We start from the raw sequence: 25,444 nt of genomic DNA, 5'->3' as shown, positions 1-25,444 counted from the left end.
TTTGCGTCTCATATATTTAAATTCTATTTAACAATCTTCAGTTTTGAGTTCACTAAATTCCATAGTGCGATTAAAATTAAAGCAACTATTGAACCCCATACCGCACCGGCAATAACATCAAACGGATAATGAACTCCGACGAATATGCGCGCAAGAGCCATAATCGATGCCGTGAGATATAAAACAAATGTAAAGTTTGGGTAAAAATGAGAAAATAAAGTTGCCGCAGCAAAATTATTTACTGCATGATTTGACGGCAAGCCATACGGACTATTGCATCCGACTAACAAATTAACATCCGGCAATGCCTGACAAGGACGAAGCCGCCCGATAAATTCTTTAAGAAAATTAGTTGACTGGTCGGTTAAAAAAATCAAAATCAGAACAAGAATAACCGCAACACGTCCTTTTGCTCCGCCTTTAATTAACAGATAGAGTAAAATGATAACATAAAAAATTGTCCAGTGATTATTTTCCGTAATGAACGGCATCAGCTTATCCGTTACAGGATTGGCGAGAGTCTTATTTATGAAATAAAATACAGAAGTATCTATTGAGTTGAGAAATTCGAGCATTAATTAATCAGTTACTTTGAGTTGTTTTTAAGTAGCGCGGTCGCATATGCAGCGCATCCCTTTTTTTGTCCGACAAACCCGAGTCCCTCGGATGTAGTTGCTTTGATGGAAATGTTTTTTGTTTTTAAAATCTTTGAAATATTTTTTTTCATTTCGGGAACGTATTTATAAATCTTCGGCTCTTCGAGAATTATCATGCAGTCTATGTTTTCAACTTTCCATTTTTTCTTAACAAGTTTATATGATTCTTTTAAAAGAATTAAGCTCGAAATATTTTTATATTTTACATCGGTATTCGGAAACTGATGTCCTATGTCCTCAAACCCTGCCGCTCCCAGTATTGCATCGCATATTGCATGAAGCAAAACATCTGCATCGGAATGCCCGTCCAGTCCCATCGTATGCGGGATTTCAACTCCACCCAGAATAAGTTTGCGCCTTTTTGCAAGTTTATGAACGTCATATCCAAGTCCTGTTCTGTATGCCATTTACACACCCCGTCACCGATTACATCGGTGCCATCCCTCTCAAGAGGGGAATTTTTATTTAAAAATTACTTTATATAATATAAATAATTCGGAATGCGGATGAACATTCCGCTGTTACCGCCGCCCATGTCACTGTACTGGTCGCCCGCATTTGCGACTATATTATATCCTTTTTCTTCCGTTAATTTTTTTCTGAAATAACTTTTATATTCAAGAGCGGTTGAGTTATAAAATTCCTTGGGTCTGCAAATGAATTCAGCATAAGTATTATAACCGTTGCGGGTTAAGTTTTTTGCAATGTATGGCTGGAGATTATCGTTACTGCCTGTGATAAAGATGATTACAAAACCTCTACTTACAACATAATCGTATAATCTTTTTGTTGGAAGCGCAAAAGAATTTAATCCTTCGACCCAATTTGACCAGGTAGTATCATAAAACTGTTCATTGTTTAGATATAAGCGTTCATAAAGCATAACATTCGAGAGCAGTGTTTCATCTAAATCAAAAACAATCGCGGTTTTTCCGGTGTCAATGGGAATTTTATCGAGATAAGGAATTACTTCATCAATGATTACATTGAGTTCAGCATCGTGGCCGCCGGATTTATAATAATTAAAAACATCTCCTTCCTGGGTCAGAAGAAAATAATCCTGAGCATAAATTGCTGAAGTAAATAGAAAGAATAAAAAAACAATCAGGCTTTTAATTTTCACGTAAAAATTTTGTTATAAAATGTTAACATAATAACTCCTGCGCGCAGATAAAATCCAAAAATCAACCGTGAAATGTTCAATCATTCTGAAATTCTTTCTGCAAATGCAATTATATGGCCATCAGGATCTGCAAAATAGCACGCTTTGTCTCCCCAGTCACGGTTTTGTATATCACTTATTAATTTAGCGGATGACTTAATTGCTCTGTCAAAATATTGCTGAATATCCTGAACATACAGATACAATTCACAGCGCGGAATACCGTTTCCTTCAGAAGGATGCGGGACTTGTCCCGATAATATTTTTGCAATCCCGTCCTCAGGCATTAAACCTATTTTACATTCTTCTGATAACTCAAACTCAGTCATTCCCGGAACGTCCAGACTTGGTTTTATATTGAGTAATCTTTGATAAAAATTTTTACTCCGGGTCTGGTCTTTTACATAAAGAATAAATTGAGCTTTCATAAATTAAATTTTGTATATGAGAATATATAAGCGACTAAATAAGTATAATCAAATTCCCTAAATTACATATATTTTACAATTACATTATTCTGAAACATAATGGATTTGCTGATAAAACAGATAAATATAGAACAAATAATTCCTCTGCGGGCAAAAATTCTCCGCAATGGCATTACTGAAAAGTCCCGTTTTCCTCACGATGAAGACGAAACAACGATTCATTTCGGTGTAATAGAAAACGATAATGTTGTTTCGATTGCCTCTTTATATAAAGAAAATTATAAAAATACTACGGGAACCGGTTACCGTCTGCGCGGAATGGCAACTGAAAATGAACTTCAGAATAAAGGTTATGGAAATGCAATTCTGAACAACTTAATTGAAAAAGTTAAAGAGCTTAACGGTGACTATATATGGTGCAACGCAAGAAGCACGGCTGTAAATTTTTATCTGAAAAATAATTTTGAGATTATTTCCGATGAATTCGGTATGCCAGACATTGGTCCGCATTTTGTAATGATGCTCCGCTTAAAAAAATCCTCTTTATCAAAATCTGTCCGTGACATCGAAATAAAAAAATATTCTTATAGAATTCCGTTTGAAAAAATTGCCTACTACCCCGAAGAAAAGCGCGATAATGCAAAGCTACTTATATATAAAGACGGAAAAATTATCGATGATAAATTTTATAATGCATTAAATTACTTTCCGGAAGATTCCTTGATTGTCTTTAACGATTCAAAAGTCGTTCATGCACGGATTTTCTTTGAAACATCAGAAGGAACCAAGATTGAATTATTTATTATTGAACCTTTCGATACAAAAGATTATACAAAAGCATTCAACACAAAGGGACATGCAAAATGGGAATGCATGGTCGGGAATTTGAGAAAATGGAAAGAGCCCGTTCTTACAAAAATAATTGACAACGGATATACAAAAATAATACTGAAAGCAAAAAAGAACTTTCTATCTAATAAATTTATTGTTGAGTTTATATGGGAGCCGGCATATCTGAACTTCAGTGAAATTGTAAATATCTTCGGAATGACTCCGCTACCGCCATACATAAAGCGTGATGCAGAGAAATCCGATGATGAAAAATATCAGACCATCTATGCAAATCAGGAGGGTTCTGTTGCTGCACCCACCGCAGGTTTGCATTTCACACCCGAGTTTATGAACAAGCTTAATGAAAAAAATATTAAACAGGATTTTGTTACGCTTCATGTAAGCGCTGGAACGTTTCTGCCTGTGAAAGGCGAAACAATCGGGAAACATAAAATGCATCCCGAATGGATTATCATTAACAAAAAAATCATCGAAGATTTATATGAACGTGATTTTGTCATAAGCACGGGAACCACAAGCCTGCGCACACTTGAAAGCTTGTATTGGATTAGTTATCTGATTCTCAATAAAAAAATCACGGACGAAGCACAAGAAATTAAAATAAACCAATGGATGCCTTATGAAACAGAGTATGATGTCCCGAAAAAATTTGCGCTAAAAACCATTCTCGATTTTATGGAAAAGAATAACCTGGACAAAATAACCGCATCTACCTCTCTATTAATAGTGCCGGGATATAAATTTAAAATGGTTGATGCTTTAATCACCAATTTCCATCAGCCGCAAAGTACACTTTTACTCCTCGTTTCCGCATTTATAGGCGAAAATTGGCGAAAAATCTATAAACACGCCTTGGAAAAAGACTACCGTCTATTCAGCTTCGGCGACAGCAGTCTGCTTTTCAAAAACAAGTAAACAATTTCCATTGCACATTGTTCATTGCTAATTGCACATTGATTTATGTGTTGACACACACATTTATTTTATATATATTTGTTGTAACACATAATTATATATTTTATATGGGTGAAGGTTTAAATAAATGGTTAAAAATGAGTAAGACTCCTGACAAAAGAGTCGAGGCAATCTTGAACCTTGCTGTTGTTGATACTTTTATTAGGAAGAAGCACGATGAACTTTTTTCTCAATATGATTTAACAATGTCGCAGTTTAATGTTCTGAGAATATTAAAAGGGGTTTATCCTGACGGTCATCCGAGATGTGAAATCATTACACGAATGATTGACCCTTCTCCGGATATAACAAGATTAATCGACCGTTTAATCACAAAGAAGCTCGTCAAAAGAGTAAAAGGAAAAGAAGACGCGCGAATGTCCGTTGCAGTCATAACTCCGAAAGGCATAGAGCTTCTCGATGAGCTTAACAAGAAAGTTTCTGCTTTAACAAATAAGTTATTCGAGAGTATTTCGGAAAAAGAGTGCGAAACACTCTCGAATATATGCGAAAAAATATATTCGGAACAAAATTAAAAAAATTTCTGTTAATATGTGTTACAACAAATAAATTACGAAAATGAAAAACAAAATCAGTGGAATTCATCACATAACGGCTATATCCGGAAACGCTCAGCGAAACTATGACTTCTATACAAAAGTGCTCGGAATGAAATTCGTTAAGAAAACCGTGAACTTCGATGACCCATATACTTATCATTTTTATTATGGCAACGAACCTGCCGAACCCGGAACATTGCTTACTTTCTTTCCGTGGGAAGGAATTACCGTCGGAAGAAGAGGCATAGCACAGGCAACTGAAATTCAATTTTCAGTTCCTAAGGGTTCATTTGATTACTGGCTTAAGAGAGTTGATGAACATAATGTTTTATACAATAAACCTTCTGACAGATTCAACGAAAGTTATCTCGTTGTCCTTGACCCTGACGGTCTTAAGCTTGAGTTCGTAATTTCTGACAGAGAAGACGACAGAGAGCAATACGTTAAAGGCGGAGTTCCTGCAGAAGCCGCAATCAAAGGTTTTTACGGAACAACCCTTACTTTGAAAAATATCGATAAAACTGCAAAACTGTTAACTGATGTTTTTGGTTATAAGCTCATAGATGAAAAAGTTAACCGCTTCAGATTTGCGGCTGATTCAAATGAAAATGCAAACTACATCGACCTTGTTGCTGTTCCCGGTGAGTCCATAGGTAACGTTGCAGGCGGTTCGGTTCATCATGTTGCTTTCAGAGCAAAGAATGATGAAGAACAAATGGCGTTCAGAGAAATTTTGGCTGACAGAGGATACAACATTACTCCGCAGATAGACAGAATGTATTTCAAGTCTGTTTATTTCAGAGAGCCTGGCGGTGTGCTTTTTGAAATCGCAACCGACCAGCCGGGTATGACTGTAGATGAAAGCGTTGATAATCTCGGAAGCACTTTAAAGCTTCCTCCGATGTATGAAAGCAAGCGCGCAGAAATCGAAAGCGTTTTGCCAAAGTTAGATTAAATTAGACTTAGAGATAAAATAAAAAATGAAAGAACAATTTCATCATATATTTATACCTGCGAAAAATAAGAAAGATAGTTATACAATACTTTTGCTTCACGGCACGGGCGGGGATGAGAATGACCTCGTTGATATAGGAAGATTATTCGGAAAGGATGTTAACCTGCTCAGTGTCAGAGGCAAAGTTCTTGAAGGCGGGATGCCGCGATACTTCAAGCGTCTTGCTGAAGGTGTGTTCGATATGGATGATCTGAAGCTCAGAACAAAAGAGCTTTATGATTATCTCGTTTCTGCTTCAGATGAATTCGGAATTGACAAAATTAAAATCATCGCACTCGGATATTCAAACGGTGCAAACATCGCGGGAAGCATTATGCTTACTTATCCCGATTTTCTTTCGGGAATGATTCAGTTCAGACCAATGAAACCGTTTGATGTTCAAGAAAAAATTAATTTTCCGGAAATACCTGTATTCATAAGCGCAGGCAGAAATGATTTTGCTGTCTCGCTTCCTGAAAGCAAAAGCTGGGCTGATGAACTTCAGTCATACGGGGCTAAGGTTGATTACAATGTTATAAACAGCGGTCATAACCTTACAAATGAAGATATTGAATTGTCTTTAAAATGGTTTCAGAAAAATTTTTCAAAATGATATGAATAACAAAATTAAAGTAATTGGATTTGCAGGGAGCTTAAGAAAAAACTCTTACAATAAAATGCTGTTAAGAAACATTCAGAAAATGTTTCCGCAGGATATGGAAATGGAAATAATTGAAATGCCTGATATCCCGATTTATAATTATGATATACAGGAGTCAAAAGGTTTTCCGGCAAGCATTACGGAAATCGGTGAAAAAATAAAACAAGCTGATGCAGTTTTGTTTGCAACTCCTGAATACAACTACGGCATTCCCGGCGGATTGAAAAATTTCATCGACTGGCTTTCACGTTTGGAAAGCAAGCCCTTCTTCGGAAAACCTATGAGCATGGTCGGTGCAACAACCGGACTGGGGGGCACCATCCGCGCTCAGGCGAATCTGCGAACTGTATCGCTATTCATAGAAACCAACGTGATGCCGAAACCCGAGATTTATGTTACTCGAGCAATGGAAAAATTCGATAAAGACGGAAACCTTATCGATGAAATAACAAAAAAAGTTTTAGAGAAATACATTGAGAGATTCAAAGAATGGATTTTAATTTTCAAAAAATAAAAATTTTTAAACTTAAATAATAAAAATCATGAAAACAAAAAATTATTTATTAGGCACATTCATAGTTCTGCTTGCATTTATCATAATGGCTTGCGGAGAAAGCCAGAACGCAAACAAAAATGCAGCCGGAAACAATGATAACGTAACTCTAACTGCAGCATCGAACAGCGGAACACAAACAACTGTTGACGTGAACAACAGCATTGTTAACTGGAAAGCATCGAAGGTTACGGGAAAGCATAACGGAACGGTTAAAATAAAAGACGGTACGATTTATGTTCAGAACGGACAAGTAACCGGCGGTAATTTTAATATTGATATGAATACTATAACCGTTAGTGATTTAACCGGCGAGTCAAATCAAAAACTTACGGGTCATTTAAAGTCTAATGATTTTTTTAGTGTTGAAAGTAATCCAACATCAAGTTTTGTAATTACTGAAATTGGTCCCGGCACAAATGGTGCAACAAACACAATTAAGGGCAACCTTACAATCAAAGGAATCACAAAGCCGGTTCAGTTCCCTGCAAACATTCAGGTGAACAACGGAAAAGTGACCGCAAAGGCAACTTTTGATATAGACAGAACAGAATATGACATTAAATATGGTTCAGGAAAGTTTTTTGAAGGTATTGGTGATAAAGCTATACACGATAACTTTAATATTGAATTAGACTTGATGACTAATTAAAACAACCTTCGGGTACGACAGGCATTCTTGCCTGTCGGGACAGACTGGAATGTCTGTCCTACCCGTTAAAGGGTAAGCGACTCCAATTTCTTCTTCTTCTCTTTTGCCAGATTCATAAGCTCAAGCGGGTCAGCTTGAGTTTTTCGCATTTCATCTCTTTTAATATCATACTCCACTTCGATAAATTTTCTTAACAGGTCTAAGGCAAACTTCATATAGTTGGTTTTTGTCTTGCTGGGATTTGCAAGTAATGTATACCTTGAATCGTTTTCCATTGCGCTCAACTGAAACTTATCACTTGAAAGCTGCGCGAGAAGTTTCACTGCCTCATCATCTTGTAACTTATTCATAACTTTAGCGACATCAATCTTTCCTTCGTTAATGTAATCTTCCCAGAACTCTTTCAGAATAATATTAATATGCTTATTGCTAATTAGCGACAAATCGATTTTGTCAAAAATATAATCAAGTACATCCTGGTCGCAGTTAAGAATCAACTCTATCAACTCACGCTCACACGCCGGAATAACATTCTTGTCAATTTTCTTCGTCGCAACTGTTTGTTTTTGTTCTGTTTTTATGTTTTGATTAACTTGTCTCGGTCTGAGTTCTTTCGATTGCTTAATCAACTCATCACGCAAATCTGATTCATAAAGCTTATGCAAATCAGCAAGCTCTTTAATATAAAACGCCTGTTTAATTTTATCCGGCATTTTCACTACATAGCTTATAATCTCTTTTATGAACGCAACCTTATCATTAACCGAACTCAGCTTATTTTCTTTTTTATATAAATCCGCAATGAAATTTATTACTGATTTTTTTGTGTTGATGGCAGCCTCAAATTTTTCCTTTCCGTGATTCCTTACATAAGAATCGGGGTCTTCACCATCAGGCAGAGAAACAATGCTGAGGTCAAGCCCCGCTTCAAGCACAAGCTCAATCCCACGCTTCGATGCTTTTATTCCCGCAAGGTCGGAATCATATATAAGAACAATATTATTAGTATACCGAGAAATTAATTTTATCTGTTCTTCGGTAAGCGCAGTTCCGCTTGATGCAACAACGTTGCGTATTCCCGCCTGATGAAGCGAAATCACATCGAAGTAACCCTCGACAAGCACCACGTAATCAAGCGCGCGAATGTAATCCCGCGCAAAGTTCAGTCCGTATAAAATTCTGCTTTTGTTATAAACTTTAGATTCAGGTGAGTTAATATATTTCGCAAGCTTGTCATCTTCAAACATCTGCCTTCCGCCGAACGCAACGACCTTTCCGCTTTCATTAAAAATCGGAAACATCAGTCTCCCTCTGAAGCGGTCATAAAATTTATTCTGCGAATTTTCTTTTTCGGATTTTATAATAAGTCCCGCCGCCTCGATATCTTCAGGACGGAACATATTATCTTCCGCAAAATGATTATAAAGCGAGTTCCAGTCCTTATGCGCAAAGCCAAGTCCGAAAATTATCAGCGTTCGTCCTTTTATCCCGCGCTCTTTCAGATAATTAAAAACAAATTCCCTCTCGCTTCCCGAAAGCCCTTTCAGCACATGATAAAAATATTTCGCCGCCTGTTTATTGATTTCATATTGCAGAGCAACTTCGTTCGATACGTCGGGCTTGGATTTATTTATGTGAATTGTAATTCCTGCGCGCTCGGCAAGCTTCATCGCCGCTTCAGCAAAAGTTATTTTCTCGTAGTTCTCGAGAAACTTAAAAACATTTCCACTCGCCCCGCACGAGAAACAATGATAAACCTGCTTCTCTTGAGAGATGCTCATCGAAGGATTTTTATCGGGATGAAACGGACACAGCGCAAGAAACGACTTTCCGCGTTTTTTCACGTGGATATACGACGACATCACGTCAATTATATCATTCGCCGAAGCGATTTCATCAAGCTTATCGGGAGGTATGAGCATTAAACTATAAGTAAGTTTTTAATTTAAAACTAGGTATAATAATTTTTTTGAGTTCTTTTTTATCAAAAAATTTTCTGTCAACAACAGGATGCTTTCGTTTGTTGTAACTTTTAAAATCCGCCTTTGATATAATACATACTCGATTTACTTTAAATGTTGCATTAATTTCAACTATAATTAAATCTGTCCACTTCTTATTTAAACCTAATCCAGATCCAGTTCCTCTTTTATTTTCATCGGTAATGGTTTTAACTGAAATATATAATTTTTCATTTTTATTAAATAAATCATAACCTGGATTATTAGTTATCGGTGGTTTTTCTAATTTAATTCCTCTGTTTTCATAATATCTCATAACAATCATCTCTCCTATTCTACCAATAATATTATCATTACCTGACAAATAATGACACGAATCTCCAAAATCTCTTAATTTTTTTCTCCAAATTAAATATTTTTTTACATACTCTTTAGAAGCTTTATATAATTCTTTGTTTGAGGTAACTTTACTCATTTAACAGGAATGTTAAACAAATTTTGGTGTTTATATAGATACCATAAATTAATATCTTAAAAGCTATTTTAAAAGAAACAAATTTGAAATTTTACAGCAAATATTTTTACATTTTATTGATTTTTTTCACCGTTGGAAGCGTCTATTCGCAGGAAAACGTGAGAATTATGTCATACAACATCCTTAACTATCCCGGTTCGGATGCCAATACCCGAAATCCGTATTTCAGAACAATTATAAGAAATTCCAATCCCGATGTTTTGGTAGTCGGCGAGATGCAGTCACAGGCAGGCATGGATAATTTTTTAAACAACGTTCTTAACCAGACAGGAAGTCAATGGAGTGCAGGAACATTCATAAACGGACCCGATACCGATAACGGAATTTTTTTTAAAACCGGTAAATTTATTTTTCTCGGCAACAGGGTTATACAAACCGCTTTGCGCGACATAAACGAATTTAAGATTATTCACGTTAATTACCCTATGGATACGCTTCGCATATATGCAGTTCACCTGAAGGCAAGCGAAGGAAGCGCAAACGAACTTCAGCGCGCTGCAGAAGTTGACAGCTTAAGAAAAATTACAAATCAGCTTTCTGTAAATTCCTGTTATCTTGTGTGTGGTGATTTTAATATTTACGGTGCAACCGAATCTGCTTACCAAAAGCTTTTGCAAGTGAACGGAAATCAGCAGGGACATTTTGTTGATGCATTGAATATGCCCGGAACATGGAACATCCCAAGTTATGCAATATATCACACGCAGTCACCAAGAGTGCGGGCATTTGGTGGCGGGTCAAATGGCGGAATGGATGACAGATTCGACATGATTTTATATTCCAACGCAATGGCAACAAACGGAAGAATTATTTATGTAAATAATTCGCTCACGCCTTACGGCAATGACGGACAGCATTATAATGACAGCATAAACAAGCGTCCGAACCTTGCAGTCGCAGATTCAATCGCTGACGCGCTTCATTATGCCGCAGACCATATTCCCGTATTTGCAACGTTCAAGTTCGGCAACCCGATGTCTATCAATCCAATCAGCTCAACACAACCCGAGAAATTTAATTTATACCAGAACTATCCTAATCCTTTTAACCCTGCTACACACATAAAATTTGATTTAACAACAAACGCTTATGTAAAACTGACGATTTTTGACATTCTTGGACGAATAGCCGATGTCCCTGTCAATAAACATTTGAACAGCGGCAGTTACGAAGTTAACTGGAATGCAAACAATCTTTCAAGCGGAATGTATTTTTATAAGCTTGAAGTTTTTGCACAGGACGGAATGAGCATGAAGTTTGTTCAGAGCAAAAGCATGATGCTTGTGAAATAAAGCTTAAGTTTAACACAAAATCCACAAAAACACGAAATTGTTAATTATTTATGAAACAGTTTTGTGCTTTTGTGGTTTCGTGATATGAAAGAAACTTTGACCCTGACCACTTTTACAGCACCAGGGTTACAAAGTGTTGTGTGAGGAATAGCGGGGTATAAATATGTAAGGCGGGAATCTTCGGCTGGCTTAAACTAAGGGCTGGGAAAACTCTCGAACACTATCTTACAAAGCTTCAGGCAATTTATCTTTTCAACTCACTTCACCAATTCATTTATTGATAAAATTCATCATCTTCTTCGGCAGAAATATATTTCACCGGAGCTTCAATGGAAACTTTTTCTTCTGTTAAAAATGTATTGCAGCATGTCAGACATAAAGCAACTCTTATTCTGACTGTGCTTAGTGGGGTTGTCTTCACTATCTTATAATTCCTTTTTGTCTTAGGGTAAGTTATAAGCATAGTATTGCAATGAGGACATTTCATGGCTCTAATTCCTCCTTAGAATGTTGTTTAATTCGGCAACTGCTGAGTGACGCGGGGATGAATTTAAATTCAGTCCTATTTACGATTACTTCAAATTCTGCATAATTGTTCCTTCGGCTTAAGAAAGTTAATCGTCCGAAAAAATTTCCGTGCACCGGATGCTGAACATTATAATATTGTTTTAATTTTAAGCGAAAAGATTTCGGCTTCGGTTTTTCAACCGCAGTATCTGCTAATGCTTCCATTGATTTAAATGTTTTAAGATTAATTTCCCGGCGCGGCGGTTTAAGTAAAATTGCTTTGAGTAATTACTACTCTAAGAATGTTTTCAGACCGGTTGCAGCGAACGTTTTACTCGGAGATGACGAATGGTTATGATTCTCCTTTTTTCAAAATCTGGATTCCGTCGTCACAAAACTGGTTAATCATAACACTTTCATTAAGATACCAGGCATTGACCGAATATCTCCAACAAAATTACACTGAGCATAAGCTTTATAATGGAACCTATATTCGAAAATTTCAGTATGCCGAATATTTCTGGACGCTTGATTATTCCACACTTGCTCAATCATCTGAAATAGTGAAACTCATTCAGGTCTTGCATTATCTTCAGAAAGATTTTACTGTTCTGTTGTATCCGCACAAAGAACAGTCCAGGTTTTTTTATGTTGTAGATGATTCCGAAGAACAGCTGGTTCTTGGAGAGCATTACGGCGGCGTGAACTCACCCGGCAATAAAGATTTGGTTTTTAAATTTAAAAGCAAAATTCAACTGACTAATCCCGGAAGTTCAATATTATGGCACGAAGTTAATACCGGCATTCCGAATATAGAGGTAAGCAACGTAAAATTTCTGACCAACGAGCAGCATGATTATATCTTAACACAATCAAACGAATTAATTCTCTTATAAATACTCACAAATTCACATTTAAAAACATGGCAGCAAATAAAATTTCAGAACTAACCGAGCTCACCGAAATCGGTGACAGCGATATTCTTCCCGTTGTTTCGGGAGGAGAAACAAAACGCATCACCCTCGACAATCTGCTCGCAAAAGCAGTGCGCATTGATAAACCAAATCAGATTGAATCTGTTGACAGCAAAGAAGCGATTGCAGACGATGATATTATTATGATTGAAGATTCGGACGATGCAAACAGCAAAAAGAAAATCACTCGCGAAGAATTTCTTTCCGATACCATCAGAATGGATAAATCCGACCAGATATCCGGGCTTGATGAAAAAACTTCCATACATGAAAACGATATTTTTCTCATTGAAGATTCAGAGGGCGGAAACGATAAAAAAATGATTAAGGTCAGCACGCTCCGCGATGGACTTGCTCTGATTGTCGAAGGTGAAGGCGCTCCCGGCTCAGCACCCGCAAAAACCGGAAGCATATATATAGACACTGCTACCGATGCTATCTATATTTCAAAAGGGACAACCGGTACAGATGACTGGGTAAGTGTGGGGTAACTCCTTTTTCTGTTTAAATACGTCTTTCAAATTGATATTTTGATTGATAATTTGAATGATGTCTAAAAAACCGTCACAGAAAAAAGCACAAGCACAGAAACCGGCATCCCAAAAACAGGGTAAAGCTCAGAAAACAGAAGTCAATATAACTGTTCCGTTTGAGCCGCAGAAAACACAAAAACTGCTTATTTATGTAATTCTTGCGATAATTTCGGCAGTTCTCTCTATATATTACATCAGCTACGCAAATTCGCAGAACGGAGTCAGCAGCTTTCCGCTTGATGACCCCTGGATTCATCTTACGTTTGCAAAAAATCTCGCCGAGTACGGAAGTTTCTCATATTTCAAAAACGAAATGGCAACTGCCGGCTCCACATCGCCTGTTTATACAATTCTTCTTGCCGCAGGATTTTTCATAACTAAAAATGAAATGATTCTCAGCTATGTCCTCGGCATAGCTTTTTTAATTTGTTCGGTCATTGCATTTTATAAGCTAAGTTCATTTGAGTTCGGCAAGGAAAATTATTTCGCGCTCGCATGCACGGGAATTTTCATTCTCGATAAATGGATGAATTTCATTGCCGACAGCGGAATGGAAACAACGATGTATATCTTTTTTCTGATTGCCGGATTTTATTTTTACAAAAAACGAAAAGCCATTCCGTTTGCAATTCTTTTTGCGTTAACTTTCTGGACCCGTCCCGATGCGGTTGCTTTTTACGGAGCAATCATAATTGATTACATCATCGTCTCTTACTTCGCAAAGACGGACAAATCATTACAGCTTTTCACCAAAAATGATTTAATGAAAATTGCGGGAGTAGCAGGAGGAATATTAATTCTATATTTTATTATGAATCTCGTTCTTTCGGGTTCTCTCTTGCCGAACACATACAACGCAAAACTTGATGCACCGATGATGCGAACAAGGGACTATTTTCTTAGTGAAGAGGTTTGGGGATACTATACTACCGGTGCTTATGGAATAATTATGATTGGATTTTTATTTTCAACATTAAAGTATGTATATGATTTAATAAAAAGAAAGTATAATCAAAACAGCGGTTATATTTTATTTTGTTTCTGTCTGGTTTTCATTTATTGGTTCAAGCTCCCATATACGCACAGATTCGGCAGATACCTTATGCCGCTTATTCCTTTTTTAATTCTTGTTTCAATGCGCGGATTTCGTGACATTTCACAAATTCTCGCTTCATCCTTCAACAGCCGTTCTTTTGCAAACGGATTTTTTATTCTGATTGTTGGGATAACTCTTGTTATTTCTGCTATTAATTACAACCAAAACAAACAGCTATATGCCACAGAATGCCGTTATATTTATGACAGACATGTAAAAGCTGCGTTATGGATAAAAGATAACACAGCTGAAAATGATATAATTGCCACTCATGATGTAGGTGCAATAGGATTTTACAGTCAAAGAAAAATAGTGGATGTTGCAGGGCTTATCTCTCCGGAGGTTATCTCAAAACTTAAAGAAAGTAATTACAACGTTATAATGACCGAATATATGAAACAGAAGAATGTTTCTTATCTGGTGTTTCTACAAGAGTGGTATAGAGTTGTAAACCAAAACCCTTTATACTCAACAGCTGATTCATTAGAGCCTGAAATAATGGAAATTTATAAATTTATTCCCGAAACCACATTGATTCTTTCTAATGATTCCAGAAATATGAATATATACGCCGGCAATTTGATACAACAGAAAGCATATCAACAGGCAATAAATGTGTTAAATCGTTCCCTTGCAAGCACACCCAATTCTTCTTACACGTACTATTTGCTTGCGTTAGCATATGCATTGGGGGGTGATGAAAAAAATGCTGAAGCAAATCTGATGAAAGCACTTCAATATTTTCCGGACTTTAAAGAAGTATTAATAGCTTTAGGAGATATAAATTTAAGACGCGGGAATTTGACTGATGCTAAAAAATATCTCAACAGGGCAGTTATAATTGACCCCGGTAATTCAAAAGCGCTAAGTCTTTTAAATTCAATACCTGATACTGTTAACAGCAACACTCAGTCAGATACTTTGAAATAATTTTTGGTTCTGATGAAAAAACAAATCTGGATTTTTTTATTCATTGCAATAGGATTAGTTATTGTTCTTTTAACTTTATCCTCTTTCTTTTTATTTTATTTTCCCAATACAAAAACTTATTCCGAAGACAAGTTTTTCAAAATTACCAAAGGACAATCCTTTTCGGAAATAGCCGGTAATCTGAAAGAAAGAGGAATCATTCGTGATGACTTTTCTTTAAAAATTGCAGCCAAAATCACCGGCAGAGAATCTCAAATTATCGCCCGCAACTATTTTTTTTCTGGCGGATTGACTAATAACGAAATCCTCGACATACTGACAAACCCTTCATATTTTCAAACTACCCGCCTGCGCATTCCCGAAGGATTTACCATCAGACAAATTGCTAAAGTTGCGGAAGACAGGTTTTCAATTCCGCAAAAAGATTTTATTGCTGAAACAAAAAATCCTAAGTATATAAAAGAGCTTAATCTCGAGGGCAAAATAAAAAACCTCGAAGGTTTTTTGTTCCCTGATACATATATAGTTGACATAAATACCGATGCAAAAGACCTGGTGAAAACTTTATTCGATGAATTTAAAAAACAGGTTCTGCAAAACTCCGGTATGATGCAGAAAATGGGCGCAGATAAGACAAATATTCTTAATGTTGTTACTCTTGCATCCATTATCGAAGCCGAAACGTATTTAAAAAATGAGCTTGAAATAATTTCGGGTGTTTATCATAACCGCCTGCAAAAAAATATGAAGCTCGAAGCGGACCCGACAGTGCAATATGCTCTGCCTGATGGTCCCAAAGAACGGCTTCTTTTCAGCGACCTGAAAATAGATTCTCCGTACAATACATATAAAAACACCGGCTTGCCTCCGGGACCGATAAATAATCCCGGTTTTGATGCAATAAAAGCCGCCTTAAACCCCGCTAAACATAATTTTTTATTCTTCGTAGCAACAGGCGAGGGCGGTCATAAATTTTCGGAAACTTATGACCAGCACTTGAAAGCTGCGCAGGAATACCGTAAAAAAATTGATGCAAAGTAATTCATCAAAAATATTATTCAACTTATTCTTAAAAACCGATTACCGGGATAAGGAAAAAACTGCATATAAAAAGCTTACCGGTATCTTTATTTCATATTTATTTGCCAATTCATTCATCGGTTGGAGCAACTATATGCGTTTCGATGAATACAGCTTTGTTGTTCTTGCATTCAGCATAAATATTTTTTTCATAACATTTGTTTCGCTGACCGAGTATGCAGATTTATTTTTTTCAAAGCGCCAGATGGACATTTTTACATCACTTCCTCTGAAAGACACCGAAATTTTTAAAGCAAAGCTCAAATCTGCAACTGCATATATTTCGTTTTTCTGTATATCCCTCATAATCCCCCAGTCAGTTTTTGTGTATTTATACAGTCACGATATTTTGAGAACTTTAATGTTCGCAGTTCTTTGCTTTGCTTTTACCTTGTCGATTTTATATCTGATTCTTCTTGTTCAGACTTTTGTAATTCTAATATCAAAAAAACAGTCCGGATATCTACAGTATATTCTTCAATTCTGTTTTATTTTTTTCATCGTTTATACTTCTTCGCTTTCTTCCAAAGCAGGTCTGGAAAACAAGCGTTCAATAAGAGATTATGATATTATTCAATATCTGCCGCAGAATTTATATTATCTCGGAATGGACAGTTATGTATATTTTGCATTGTCGATTTTAATATCTTTTCTGATTTTTCTTTTATTCTATTATATATTAAAATCCAATTATTCAGTAATATACAAGTTCCTCACAGTCACCGATAAGCCTAAAAAATCCCGTTCAAATTTTTCTTTAACTTCATTAAATAATTTTATAAGTTCACGACTTTTAAAAAACAACATTGAGCGTGCCTCTTATGATTTAATGAAATACCAGTTTATAAACTCACGCTCACTGAAAGTAAAATACATTCCAACGCTGTTTCTGCCGATAATATTTGCGGTAATTGCCGTAACAACCAATACACCCGGCTTTTTGACGTTAAAGTCCGCAGCTTTTTCCAACATAACGCAGGTGGTTGCAATTTTAGGTCCGACAATCACTATGATGATTATAATGTCATCACGTCTCATGATTTCAAGCACTAAAATCTCCGACGAGAACTCTGCAGGAACCGATTGGCTTTATAAATCAATGCCTGTTAAAGAAAACGTCTGGATTTTTAATGGGGTTAATAAATTCATATATATAAATCTCATTATTCCCATGCTTCTTATGGTATTTTTTATACTTTTGGTTCGTCTCGATATTAAAACCATAGGATTAAATATGTTCTTCATCATATCCTGCCTTATATTTATAAACTCATTATTCAGCTTGTTTGATAAAACCTTTCCTTTTACATTGGAAAGCTCTAAATTTAACTCTACTTCGAAATTTCTCGAAGTCTTGCTGACAATGGTTCTGGGAGTTGTAATTTTTGTAGGTCAGATTTTTATATTTCAAAATGTTATTTTTGTAATAACAGCAATTGCCGTGATGCTTGTTGTTTCGTTTATGATAAATAGAAACTAATTAAACGGTTATGACAGAAACCAAAATTTCCTCAGGCGTTCAGACTCAGACTAAGCCCTTAATAAAAACATATAACGGCGAAGGCAAGAACATAATACTTGCAATCACGGGAACAAGCGGTTCGATTTATGGATTAAGAATGCTGAGGGCTCTTCTTTTAAATGAGTTCAATGTTGATTTGATACTTTCAGAATATGCGCAATATACTCTCGAGTGTGAATGCAAAGTTGACATTAAGCCGTCGAACATTACAAGCATTTTTCCTGAAATAATGATGCTTAAATCATCCGTAACCATTCACAGCAATCTTGATTTGAAATCCATAATTTTTTCAAGCGGTTATACCGTAACCGGAATGGTTATTGCTCCCTGCTCAATGGGATTGCTTGGAGGAATTGCCGACGGTGAATGCGAAAATCTTATCGAGAAATGCGCAGACTATGCGCTTTCATACAACAAACCACTTATAATCGTCCCCAGAGAAACACCCATTAATAAAATTCATCTGAAAAATATGCTCGGTGTTATGGATGCAGGAGCAATGATGGTTCCCGCAATGCCTGCTTTTGATTTTTTACCTAAAGATTTTAATGACCTTGCGGATTATGTTGCGGGCAAAGTTATGGATATGCTTTGCAAAGGTGAAAAACCGATGGCATAATTTAAACTGCTTGTTTATGGAAGACTCACACCTTACAGACTTCGAAAAAAAACTCAAGAATTCAAAAGGAACCGAACGCGCAAAGCTTTTAAACGACCGGGCTTATGAACTGCGCAACTCCAATCCCGATAAAGCTATAGAACTTGCTAACGAAGCAATCACTTTATCAAAATCTCTTTCTGATAAAGCGGGCATCGGAAGAGCTTACCTGACAATTGGATGGTGTGAGTTTCTCAAAAACAACAATAAGAAATCTCTTGATGACACAAATGCAGCTCTAAAAATTTTTCTCGAGCTGAAAGATAATGAAAATCTTGCTTATGTATATAATAACTTAGGAAACATATACAACAGCATGGGTGATTTTGACAAAGCTCTGAAATATTATGAGCAGGGTCTGCGCCTTCACAGAGATACTTCCAACCACAAAGGTGAGTCGCATACTTTAAACAACATAGGATTAGTTTACTACCGCAAGGGTGATTACTCAAATGCCCTTAAACATCATTTGTTCAGTCTTGCAATAAAGCAGCAGTTAAAAGACAAATCCGGCGAGGCGACTTCCCTTATTCAAATCGGCGATGTTTATCACAGAATCGGTGACCATGCGAACGCGCTTGAAAATTTACTTAAGGCAATGATGATTAAGCGTGAAACATTCGATAGATACGGAGAAGGAAGTGCGCTGAACAGCATCGGAAATGTCTATTGTGACCTTGAAGATTATGACAAGTCGCTTGAATATTACAATAAAGCTTATGCGCTTTTTAAAGAACTGAAAGATTTATCCGGTGAAGCGCTCACTCTTGGCAACATGGGGAATATTTATTTATATAAAAATGAGTTTAAAGACGCTCTTAAATATTATCTCGACTCGCAAAAAATATTAACCGGGCTAAATGACAAAGAAAATATTGCAACTACATACATAAACATCGGAAATACATATACCCGAATGACCAAATTTAAAAATGCAGTAGAGTTTTATGAAAAAGGGTTGGAGCTAAGCAAAACAATCGGGGCAAGACGCGGACAAGCATTAAGTCTTCTCGGACTCGGACAGGCATACAGTGCATTGAATGATGAAAAAAACGCAGAGATTAATCTTAATGAAGCGCTGAAAATAACTAAATCAACCGGAAGTAAGGAAATAACCTTTAAAGTTTTGAAAGAGCTCTCAGGCATTCATGAAAAAACAGGTGACTATAAAAAAGCTCTCGAATACATAAAAGAACATCATACAAAACAGCGGGAAATTTTCAATGAAGAATCAGATAAAAAATTAAAAAACCTGCAGGTAATGCATCAGGTTGAAAATGCAAAAATTGAAGCCGAGATTTATAAACTCAAAAACGTTGAGCTTGCAAAAGCGCTTGCTGAAGTTGAGTCGTTAAATAAGGACTTAAAGCGTCTCGATGATGAAAAAAATGACTTACTTGGAATTGTTGCGCATGATTTGCGAAATCCTCTTTCATCTTTGATTATGTTAGGTGATGCAATTAAGGATAATTTGGCTTCTGAAAACCTGAACAAAGAAGAAATTGCTGAATATGCCGGCGACATTGAGGTAACATCAAAGCGCACTCTTATAATATTAACCAACCTGCTTGATGTAAATTCATTCGAATCAGGCAAGTTTAAAGTTGATATTAAAAGAATTATCATAGATGACATAGTTAAAAAGGTGGTTGAAGCCCAGAGCGATTATGCGCAGAGCAAAAAAATAACTTTGATAACAAACCTATCCGGAGGACCTTATCATATAATGGCAGACGAATCCGCTGTCGAGCAGGCAATAACAAACCTTATAAACAACGCAATAAAATATTCACCGCATAACAAAAAAGTTACTGTCTCATTAAAACGGAAAAAAGACAAAACTCTCTTTTCAGTTAAAGACAATGGACCGGGTATTTTAAAAAAAGACCGTGAAAAACTATTTTCAAAGTTTGCAAAGCTGAATAACAAACCGACCGGGGGAGAAATTGCAACAGGGCTTGGTCTTTATATTGTTAAAAAGCTTATGGAAAAAATGAACGGTGATGTATATTATCACGGTGATGTAGGAAAGGGATCGGATTTCACTCTGGAATTCAATTATTGTAAAATTTGATATTTTAAAATTCAAAATATATTTCTATATTTCATACATAAAATTTACCCGTTAGGAGGATTCTAAAATGATTAAAAAAGTTTTATTCTCCTTTTTTATATTTAATCTCTTATTTGTAATAATTTTAAAATGTTCTGCGCAAACAGGGTTTGCCATTGGGGAAAGTGGAACTCTTCTAAAAACTACAAACGGAGGCATTAACTGGACTTCTCAAGCTTCCGGAACAAATCAGGTATTATGGTCTTCATTTTTTCTTAACCCCTCAACCGGGTGGATTGTGGGCGGAACAGGGGCTACCGATATTGAAACAAGTTTAATCTTGAAAACAACAAATGGTGGTGCAACATGGGTTGAACAAAATGCAGGTGTAAATCACTGGCTTACATCTGCCTGTTTTATTAATGCACAAACCGGTTGGATTGCTGGCTCGGGTAGAACTGTTTTAAAAACAACCAATGGAGGAACAAACTGGAATGTCCAAATGACTGATCAGGATAATCTGCGGCTCGAAGAAATATGGTTTGTTAATGAAAATACCGGTTGGGTTTCTGCATGGGCAGGAATAGTTCTTAAAACTACAAACGGTGGTGCTAATTGGTTGACTCTAAATACCGGAACTCCTGAAGATATTTATTCTTTAAAAGTACTTTCACCTACTGTTGCATACGGCGCAGGTGAACATGGAGTTATAATTAAAACAACCAACGGCGGAAATAACTGGACTATCCTGAACAGTGGAACAACAATGAATCTGTTCTCAATTCATTTCAATAACCTGACAACAGGATGGGTAGTCGGTCACGACGGAAAGATCTTGAAAACAACAAATGAGGGGGCTACATGGATCTCACAGCCAAGCGGAACAACCGTTCGTTTGGAATCTGTTGATTTTTTAAATGACTTAACAGGATGGGCTGTAGGAGGATGGACAGGCAGTGTTATTTTAAAAACTACAAACGGGGGCACTAATTGGACTGCTCTCTCAAGCGGGATTAATGAATCATTATTTTCTATAAATTTTCCAAGAGGCGTAAGCGGAATTGAACCTGTAAATTCTTCCTCACCTGAGGGTTTTCATTTATACCAGAATTATCCTAATCCTTTCAACCCTTCTACAACAATTCCCTTCAGCATAACAAAACCGGGATTAGTAAAGATAGCTGTTTATGATATGCTTGGAAAACAAGTAGCTGAGCTTGTAAATCAAAATAAGCAGGCAGGAAGCTATAAAGTTAATTTTAACTCCGACAAATATTCACTTACAAACGGAATATATTTTTACAAGTTTACAAGCGGTGATTTTTCTGAAGTGAAAAAAATGATGCTGGTAAAATAAATATTTTAATATTCAAAGCTAACATTACAGAGACGTAAATTTTTGCGTCTCTGTTTTGGTTAAACTCAAAAATCCCACCCAAAAAATATCTGCTGAAAAATTCCATCCTGAAATTTCGTGAAATTCTTTTCAATTCTTTTTCCAGCATCGTATCTTAAAACTAAAAATCCGAATACGTTAAGCCTTAATCCTGCTCCGACACTTCCGTATGTTTGTTTATATTCTTCAAACGAATCGAATGCGCTTCCGGCATCAAAAAAAACAGCGCCTTTCATTACCGGGAAAATATAATTCAAGCTGAGAGGAAGTTTCTGGTTTATTATGTTAAAAATAGGAAATCTGAACTCTGCATTCGTCTGCCACATCTTTGTTCCTCTTATGTCCTGAAAGGGCCAACCCCTCAATGACCAACTTCCGCCCATGAAAAATCTTCTGGGATTTTTACCTTCGTTCATAAACCACTGCGCACGCGTTGCAAAAGTTGTAGAAGCTCCTATGCGAAAATATTTTCTGTAATCAAGAAGAAAGCTGTAAAAGTTTTCATTTGAATTCTGAATGTCAGAAGTATATCCTAAAGTCGCATTGAATCTCTCTCCGTCAAGAGGTCCTGTAAATCCCCATATTGCATTGTCTTTTACGTAGCTTACGGAATTTGAAAGCAAAAGTGAACGGCGGTAGTTTGTTATGTCAACATCTTTAACCGATTGTGATAAGCTTGTTGTTGTCTCAATTCGCCTGAAAAATGAAAGCGGATAAGACATACTGAGATAACCTCCATACATCCTTTCATAATACACCTGGTCTGATTCCCCGATGTCATATCTTCTTCCTGATAAATGAAAAATTCCGTATGCATAATTCAGTCTTTCTTCAAGCGACACCTTTGATACTGCAACGTTGAAGCTTTTCCAGAATCCCGTGTGAATATCCGAATTATTAAAAATCAAAAAATAATACCTTTCATTCCCGAGCATATCGCTCAAAGAAATCACTCCCCCCGCATTAGTTCCGAAAACAGGGTCTGTAGTAATCGACGTTGTTGCCAAATCCATTGAAAAATCTTTTGAGTACTTCAAATCTTCCTTTCCATGAATACCCTTTTCACTTTCTGTTATCCATATTCCTTCTTTTTTGCTGTAATCTATTTTATAAATAAATTTGCTCGAGTCATATTCCATCGAAATACTGTCCAGCAGTCTCACCCCGATTTTTCCGTTCTGAAAAGTCGTGAAAACAATGTTGTCATTACCTGCCCATCTTGGGTCCTGCGCTGCTGTCGTGAAGTTTGTAAGTCTCCTCATTTCGAGCTCATCAAACGAATCATACGTATATTCAACCGCAGAAAGCCCTGGGTTTATGTTTTGCTTGTATTTTAAAAAATCAATCATCCATAAGTTCTGCGCGCCTCCTAAATCCGATGTAAAAATAATTTTATTTCCGTCATCCGAAAAATTTGGAGAGTAATCTGTCTGCTCACCAATTGTCAGATATTCAATGTCGTTTGTTTTGAGATTATATAAAAATAAATTGTATTTATTTTTCTTTCCGAATGAAGTTCTGTCGGAAGCAAACACAACGAAGTTTCCGTCAGGTGAAATATCAGGGTCGCGGTCATCATAATAATCATTTGTTAATCTCGTCAGTTTTTCATCTTCAATGTTGAACAGATATAAGTCACTCTTTCCTGAAAAATCTATTCCCGGAAAAACGAGCTTCTTGTTGTCCCTGCTCCACATTGGAGAACCGATTCCGACAATGTTTTCAAAAGAATAATCTGCAATGTCATCTCCTGTGCTTATGTCATATATATGAATTGCATCTGCTTCCCCTTTCTGTGTTATGAATGCAAGCTGTCCATTATTTGATATATCCATCCCCGTTCTGAAGAAATGAAATGCCTCAAATTCATCCGATTTCTCACCCTCAATAAACAATTCAGGAGAAGCATTTTTTTCATCAACCTTAATTCTGAAAACGCTTGTATATCCTATCTCATCACCTATAAAAAATACTTCATTCAGTCCGTTAAAATTTGTATAAACGGGTTTATGTCCGAATACCTTTGAATATATATTCTGTGTTGTTTTGGTTGGCACATCTTCGGTGCTTTTTTCGTTCTGATAATATTGCCTCATATATGGCAAAAATTCCTTATCAAACTCTTTGTAGTTTTTCCCGATTGTATATTTCATTACTTCTGAAAAATTATCATCCATCCAGAAATTATCAATTAATTCTAAAACTTTTTCCTCACCGTATTTATTGGCAATGTATTCAAGAACCTTCTGTCCAAGTTTGTACATTAAATAACTTCCATATGTTTTTTCCCATTCAATCAGACCAACTCCGTATGGACTCAGCATCGCATCTTTGAAAACCATCTCTGACTGTGTGTCCCATTCGGTTGACCAGTACTCCGCAAGTCCTTCAGTAAACCAAAGTGGGGGCATCCTATCTTGAATTTTCCCGTAGCTCCGCAATTGATTTAAAATTTTACTCGTCATAAAAACGTGAGTCAATTCGTGTCTTATAACGTGTTTGAAATTTCCAAGCGAACCGTCAAAAGGAATCACAACTCTGCCCTTTATGAACTCAAAAAATCCTCCGACACCGTCAGGAATCAACCCGGGCGTTGTATTAGTTTGCTTAAAATGCATTGCCGAAGAATAAAAAATTATCGGCACCGTATCGATGAGCGAATACTTAAATTTTTGCTGAAGAATTTCATAACTGTCTTCGGCAAACTTCGCGCCTATTTCGGCAAGCTCCCTTGCTTCCTTGTAATAAAAAACTTTGAAATGTTTTGTTGAGATTGTATGCCACTCGAAATCGGAATACTGAACTTTGTTTCTTCCGAAATCCACAAACTGCGCACTGGCAGAATTGGAACATAAAAACACAAAAATTAAGCAAAACAGCGGTAATGAATCGCGAAGCCTAAAATATGTTTTTATTTTTTGCGGGGAAAAATTTGTAATTTTTTTCATCATATCGCAGGAGTTTAATCAACAGGATTAACCCGGATTTACATGAGGGCTGCTCTAATATTCCCGATATTTTATAACTAAATCAACCCTTAAAAACGGGGATATGAAGTAAATTAAGGATATAGTTCCCCTCTTGAGAGGGGTGGCTCTGATGAAATCGGAGACGGGGGTGTTTAAATATTAATTAAGAAGTCATTCCCGCGCAGGCGGGAATCCCATACTGAGTCTGGGGTACCCTTTGGGTCATTTGATTCAGTGTCAACAAATGCTTCGGAAAAATGCCTATTCTCATAATCCTCCACAAGAATTGCTAATGAATCTAATTCGTTAGCTTCTTTTGAACCAATTTTTAAATCTTTTTGCATAAGATTATATATCTTTTCTAATGCAAATTCATATTGTTTTTTAGATTTAATAATGCTCGACATATCTTAATATATTTTTTTTCTCTCTTACTTTCAAACCTCAAATTGAATATTTTAGTCAT

General features: G+C 36.4%; 24 protein-coding genes. 15 read left to right on the top strand and 9 right to left on the bottom strand.

Annotated elements, in window-relative coordinates; genetic code table 11:
• Positions 1 to 23: 23 nt before the first annotated feature.
• The 4 genes from VHP32_04770 to VHP32_04755 form a co-directional block, all read right to left on the bottom strand.
• Positions 24 to 575, bottom strand: a complete 552-nt coding sequence (locus tag VHP32_04770; protein ID HEX2787198.1) for a phosphatase PAP2 family protein — start codon at positions 573 to 575, stop codon at positions 24 to 26.
• An 11-nt stretch (positions 576 to 586) separates the two neighbouring features.
• On the bottom strand, positions 587 to 1,063 hold the full coding sequence (gene ispF / locus VHP32_04765; GenBank protein ID HEX2787197.1) for a 2-C-methyl-D-erythritol 2,4-cyclodiphosphate synthase: 477 nt from the start codon (positions 1,061 to 1,063) through the stop codon (positions 587 to 589).
• Positions 1,064 to 1,128: 65 nt separating this feature from the next.
• Positions 1,129 to 1,779: an HAD family acid phosphatase gene (locus tag VHP32_04760; GenBank protein HEX2787196.1), complete on the bottom strand. Its 651-nt coding sequence runs from the start codon at positions 1,777 to 1,779 to the stop codon at positions 1,129 to 1,131.
• An 80-nt stretch (positions 1,780 to 1,859) separates the two neighbouring features.
• On the bottom strand, positions 1,860 to 2,246 hold the full coding sequence (locus VHP32_04755; GenBank protein ID HEX2787195.1) for a VOC family protein: 387 nt from the start codon (positions 2,244 to 2,246) through the stop codon (positions 1,860 to 1,862).
• A gap of 99 nt (positions 2,247 to 2,345) precedes the next feature.
• Between VHP32_04755 and VHP32_04750 the strand changes: the two genes are divergently transcribed.
• The 6 genes from VHP32_04750 (at position 2,346) to VHP32_04725 (ending at position 7,472) form a co-directional block, all read left to right on the top strand.
• On the top strand, positions 2,346 to 4,013 hold the full coding sequence (locus VHP32_04750) for a GNAT family N-acetyltransferase (protein ID HEX2787194.1): 1,668 nt from the start codon (positions 2,346 to 2,348) through the stop codon (positions 4,011 to 4,013).
• Positions 4,014 to 4,150: 137 nt separating this feature from the next.
• Entirely contained in the window at positions 4,151 to 4,588 is a 438-nt protein-coding gene (locus tag VHP32_04745) for a MarR family transcriptional regulator (protein HEX2787193.1), read from the top strand.
• 43 nt (positions 4,589 to 4,631) lie between these two features.
• Entirely contained in the window at positions 4,632 to 5,567 is a 936-nt protein-coding gene (locus tag VHP32_04740; GenBank protein ID HEX2787192.1) for a ring-cleaving dioxygenase, read from the top strand.
• Positions 5,568 to 5,592: 25 nt separating this feature from the next.
• Positions 5,593 to 6,219, top strand: coding sequence for an alpha/beta hydrolase (locus VHP32_04735; GenBank protein ID HEX2787191.1), 627 nt, complete (start codon positions 5,593 to 5,595; stop codon positions 6,217 to 6,219).
• 1 nt (position 6,220) lies between these two features.
• Positions 6,221 to 6,781, top strand: a complete 561-nt coding sequence (locus tag VHP32_04730; GenBank protein HEX2787190.1) for an NAD(P)H-dependent oxidoreductase — start codon at positions 6,221 to 6,223, stop codon at positions 6,779 to 6,781.
• Positions 6,782 to 6,809: 28 nt separating this feature from the next.
• Positions 6,810 to 7,472, top strand: coding sequence for a YceI family protein (locus VHP32_04725; protein HEX2787189.1), 663 nt, complete (start codon positions 6,810 to 6,812; stop codon positions 7,470 to 7,472).
• A gap of 65 nt (positions 7,473 to 7,537) precedes the next feature.
• Here VHP32_04725 and dnaG read toward each other — a convergent pair whose 3' ends face one another.
• Both dnaG and VHP32_04715 read right to left on the bottom strand, forming a co-directional pair.
• Entirely contained in the window at positions 7,538 to 9,394 is a 1,857-nt protein-coding gene (dnaG, locus tag VHP32_04720; GenBank protein HEX2787188.1) for a DNA primase, read from the bottom strand.
• Between the two features lie 4 nt (positions 9,395 to 9,398).
• On the bottom strand, positions 9,399 to 9,908 hold the full coding sequence (locus tag VHP32_04715; protein ID HEX2787187.1) for a hypothetical protein: 510 nt from the start codon (positions 9,906 to 9,908) through the stop codon (positions 9,399 to 9,401).
• A gap of 116 nt (positions 9,909 to 10,024) precedes the next feature.
• Between VHP32_04715 and VHP32_04710 the strand changes: the two genes are divergently transcribed.
• Positions 10,025 to 11,260 carry a T9SS type A sorting domain-containing protein gene (locus VHP32_04710; protein ID HEX2787186.1) on the top strand — a complete coding sequence of 412 codons (1,236 nt, stop codon included), beginning with the start codon at positions 10,025 to 10,027 and terminating at the stop codon, positions 11,258 to 11,260.
• Positions 11,261 to 11,534: 274 nt separating this feature from the next.
• Here the strand turns inward: VHP32_04710 and VHP32_04705 are convergent, their stop codons facing one another.
• The gene (locus tag VHP32_04705) at positions 11,535 to 11,681 is read right to left on the bottom strand and encodes a hypothetical protein (protein HEX2787185.1); all 147 of its coding nucleotides are present in this window, start codon (positions 11,679 to 11,681) and stop codon (positions 11,535 to 11,537) included.
• A 388-nt stretch (positions 11,682 to 12,069) separates the two neighbouring features.
• Between VHP32_04705 and VHP32_04700 the strand changes: the two genes are divergently transcribed.
• The 8 genes from VHP32_04700 to VHP32_04665 all read left to right on the top strand — a co-directional run bounded on the left by VHP32_04700 (position 12,070) and on the right by VHP32_04665 (position 21,970).
• Positions 12,070 to 12,663, top strand: a complete 594-nt coding sequence (locus tag VHP32_04700; protein ID HEX2787184.1) for a hypothetical protein — start codon at positions 12,070 to 12,072, stop codon at positions 12,661 to 12,663.
• Between the two features lie 26 nt (positions 12,664 to 12,689).
• Entirely contained in the window at positions 12,690 to 13,232 is a 543-nt protein-coding gene (locus tag VHP32_04695; GenBank protein ID HEX2787183.1) for a hypothetical protein, read from the top strand.
• 55 nt (positions 13,233 to 13,287) lie between these two features.
• Complete coding sequence (locus VHP32_04690) at positions 13,288 to 15,300, top strand: tetratricopeptide repeat protein (GenBank protein HEX2787182.1); 2,013 nt, start codon at positions 13,288 to 13,290, stop codon at positions 15,298 to 15,300.
• A gap of 12 nt (positions 15,301 to 15,312) precedes the next feature.
• Positions 15,313 to 16,341, top strand: a complete 1,029-nt coding sequence (mltG, locus tag VHP32_04685; GenBank protein ID HEX2787181.1) for an endolytic transglycosylase MltG — start codon at positions 15,313 to 15,315, stop codon at positions 16,339 to 16,341.
• The gene (locus VHP32_04680) at positions 16,331 to 17,860 is read left to right on the top strand and encodes a hypothetical protein (protein ID HEX2787180.1); all 1,530 of its coding nucleotides are present in this window, start codon (positions 16,331 to 16,333) and stop codon (positions 17,858 to 17,860) included. Before mltG ends, VHP32_04680 begins: the two co-directional genes overlap by 11 nt.
• A gap of 10 nt (positions 17,861 to 17,870) precedes the next feature.
• Positions 17,871 to 18,521, top strand: coding sequence for a UbiX family flavin prenyltransferase (locus VHP32_04675; protein ID HEX2787179.1), 651 nt, complete (start codon positions 17,871 to 17,873; stop codon positions 18,519 to 18,521).
• A 16-nt stretch (positions 18,522 to 18,537) separates the two neighbouring features.
• Positions 18,538 to 20,634 carry a tetratricopeptide repeat protein gene (locus VHP32_04670; protein HEX2787178.1) on the top strand — a complete coding sequence of 699 codons (2,097 nt, stop codon included), beginning with the start codon at positions 18,538 to 18,540 and terminating at the stop codon, positions 20,632 to 20,634.
• 67 nt (positions 20,635 to 20,701) lie between these two features.
• Positions 20,702 to 21,970, top strand: a complete 1,269-nt coding sequence (locus tag VHP32_04665) for a YCF48-related protein (GenBank protein HEX2787177.1) — start codon at positions 20,702 to 20,704, stop codon at positions 21,968 to 21,970.
• A 65-nt stretch (positions 21,971 to 22,035) separates the two neighbouring features.
• On the opposite strand, the gene VHP32_04660 is transcribed toward VHP32_04665, so the two are convergent.
• Positions 22,036 to 24,960 (bottom strand): hypothetical protein, encoded by a 2,925-nt coding sequence (locus VHP32_04660; GenBank protein ID HEX2787176.1) that lies wholly within the window; start codon positions 24,958 to 24,960, stop codon positions 22,036 to 22,038.
• Positions 24,961 to 25,130: 170 nt separating this feature from the next.
• Positions 25,131 to 25,385: a hypothetical protein gene (locus VHP32_04655; GenBank protein ID HEX2787175.1), complete on the bottom strand. Its 255-nt coding sequence runs from the start codon at positions 25,383 to 25,385 to the stop codon at positions 25,131 to 25,133.
• Between the last annotated feature and the right edge of the window lie 59 nt (positions 25,386 to 25,444).

Source organism: Ignavibacteria bacterium, assembly GCA_036262055.1.
GTDB lineage: Bacteria > Bacteroidota > Ignavibacteria > Tepidaquicellales > Tepidaquicellaceae > DATAJP01.
The sequence above is the reverse complement of the archived record's forward strand: the minus strand, read 5'-3'. Positions and strand labels throughout refer to the sequence as shown.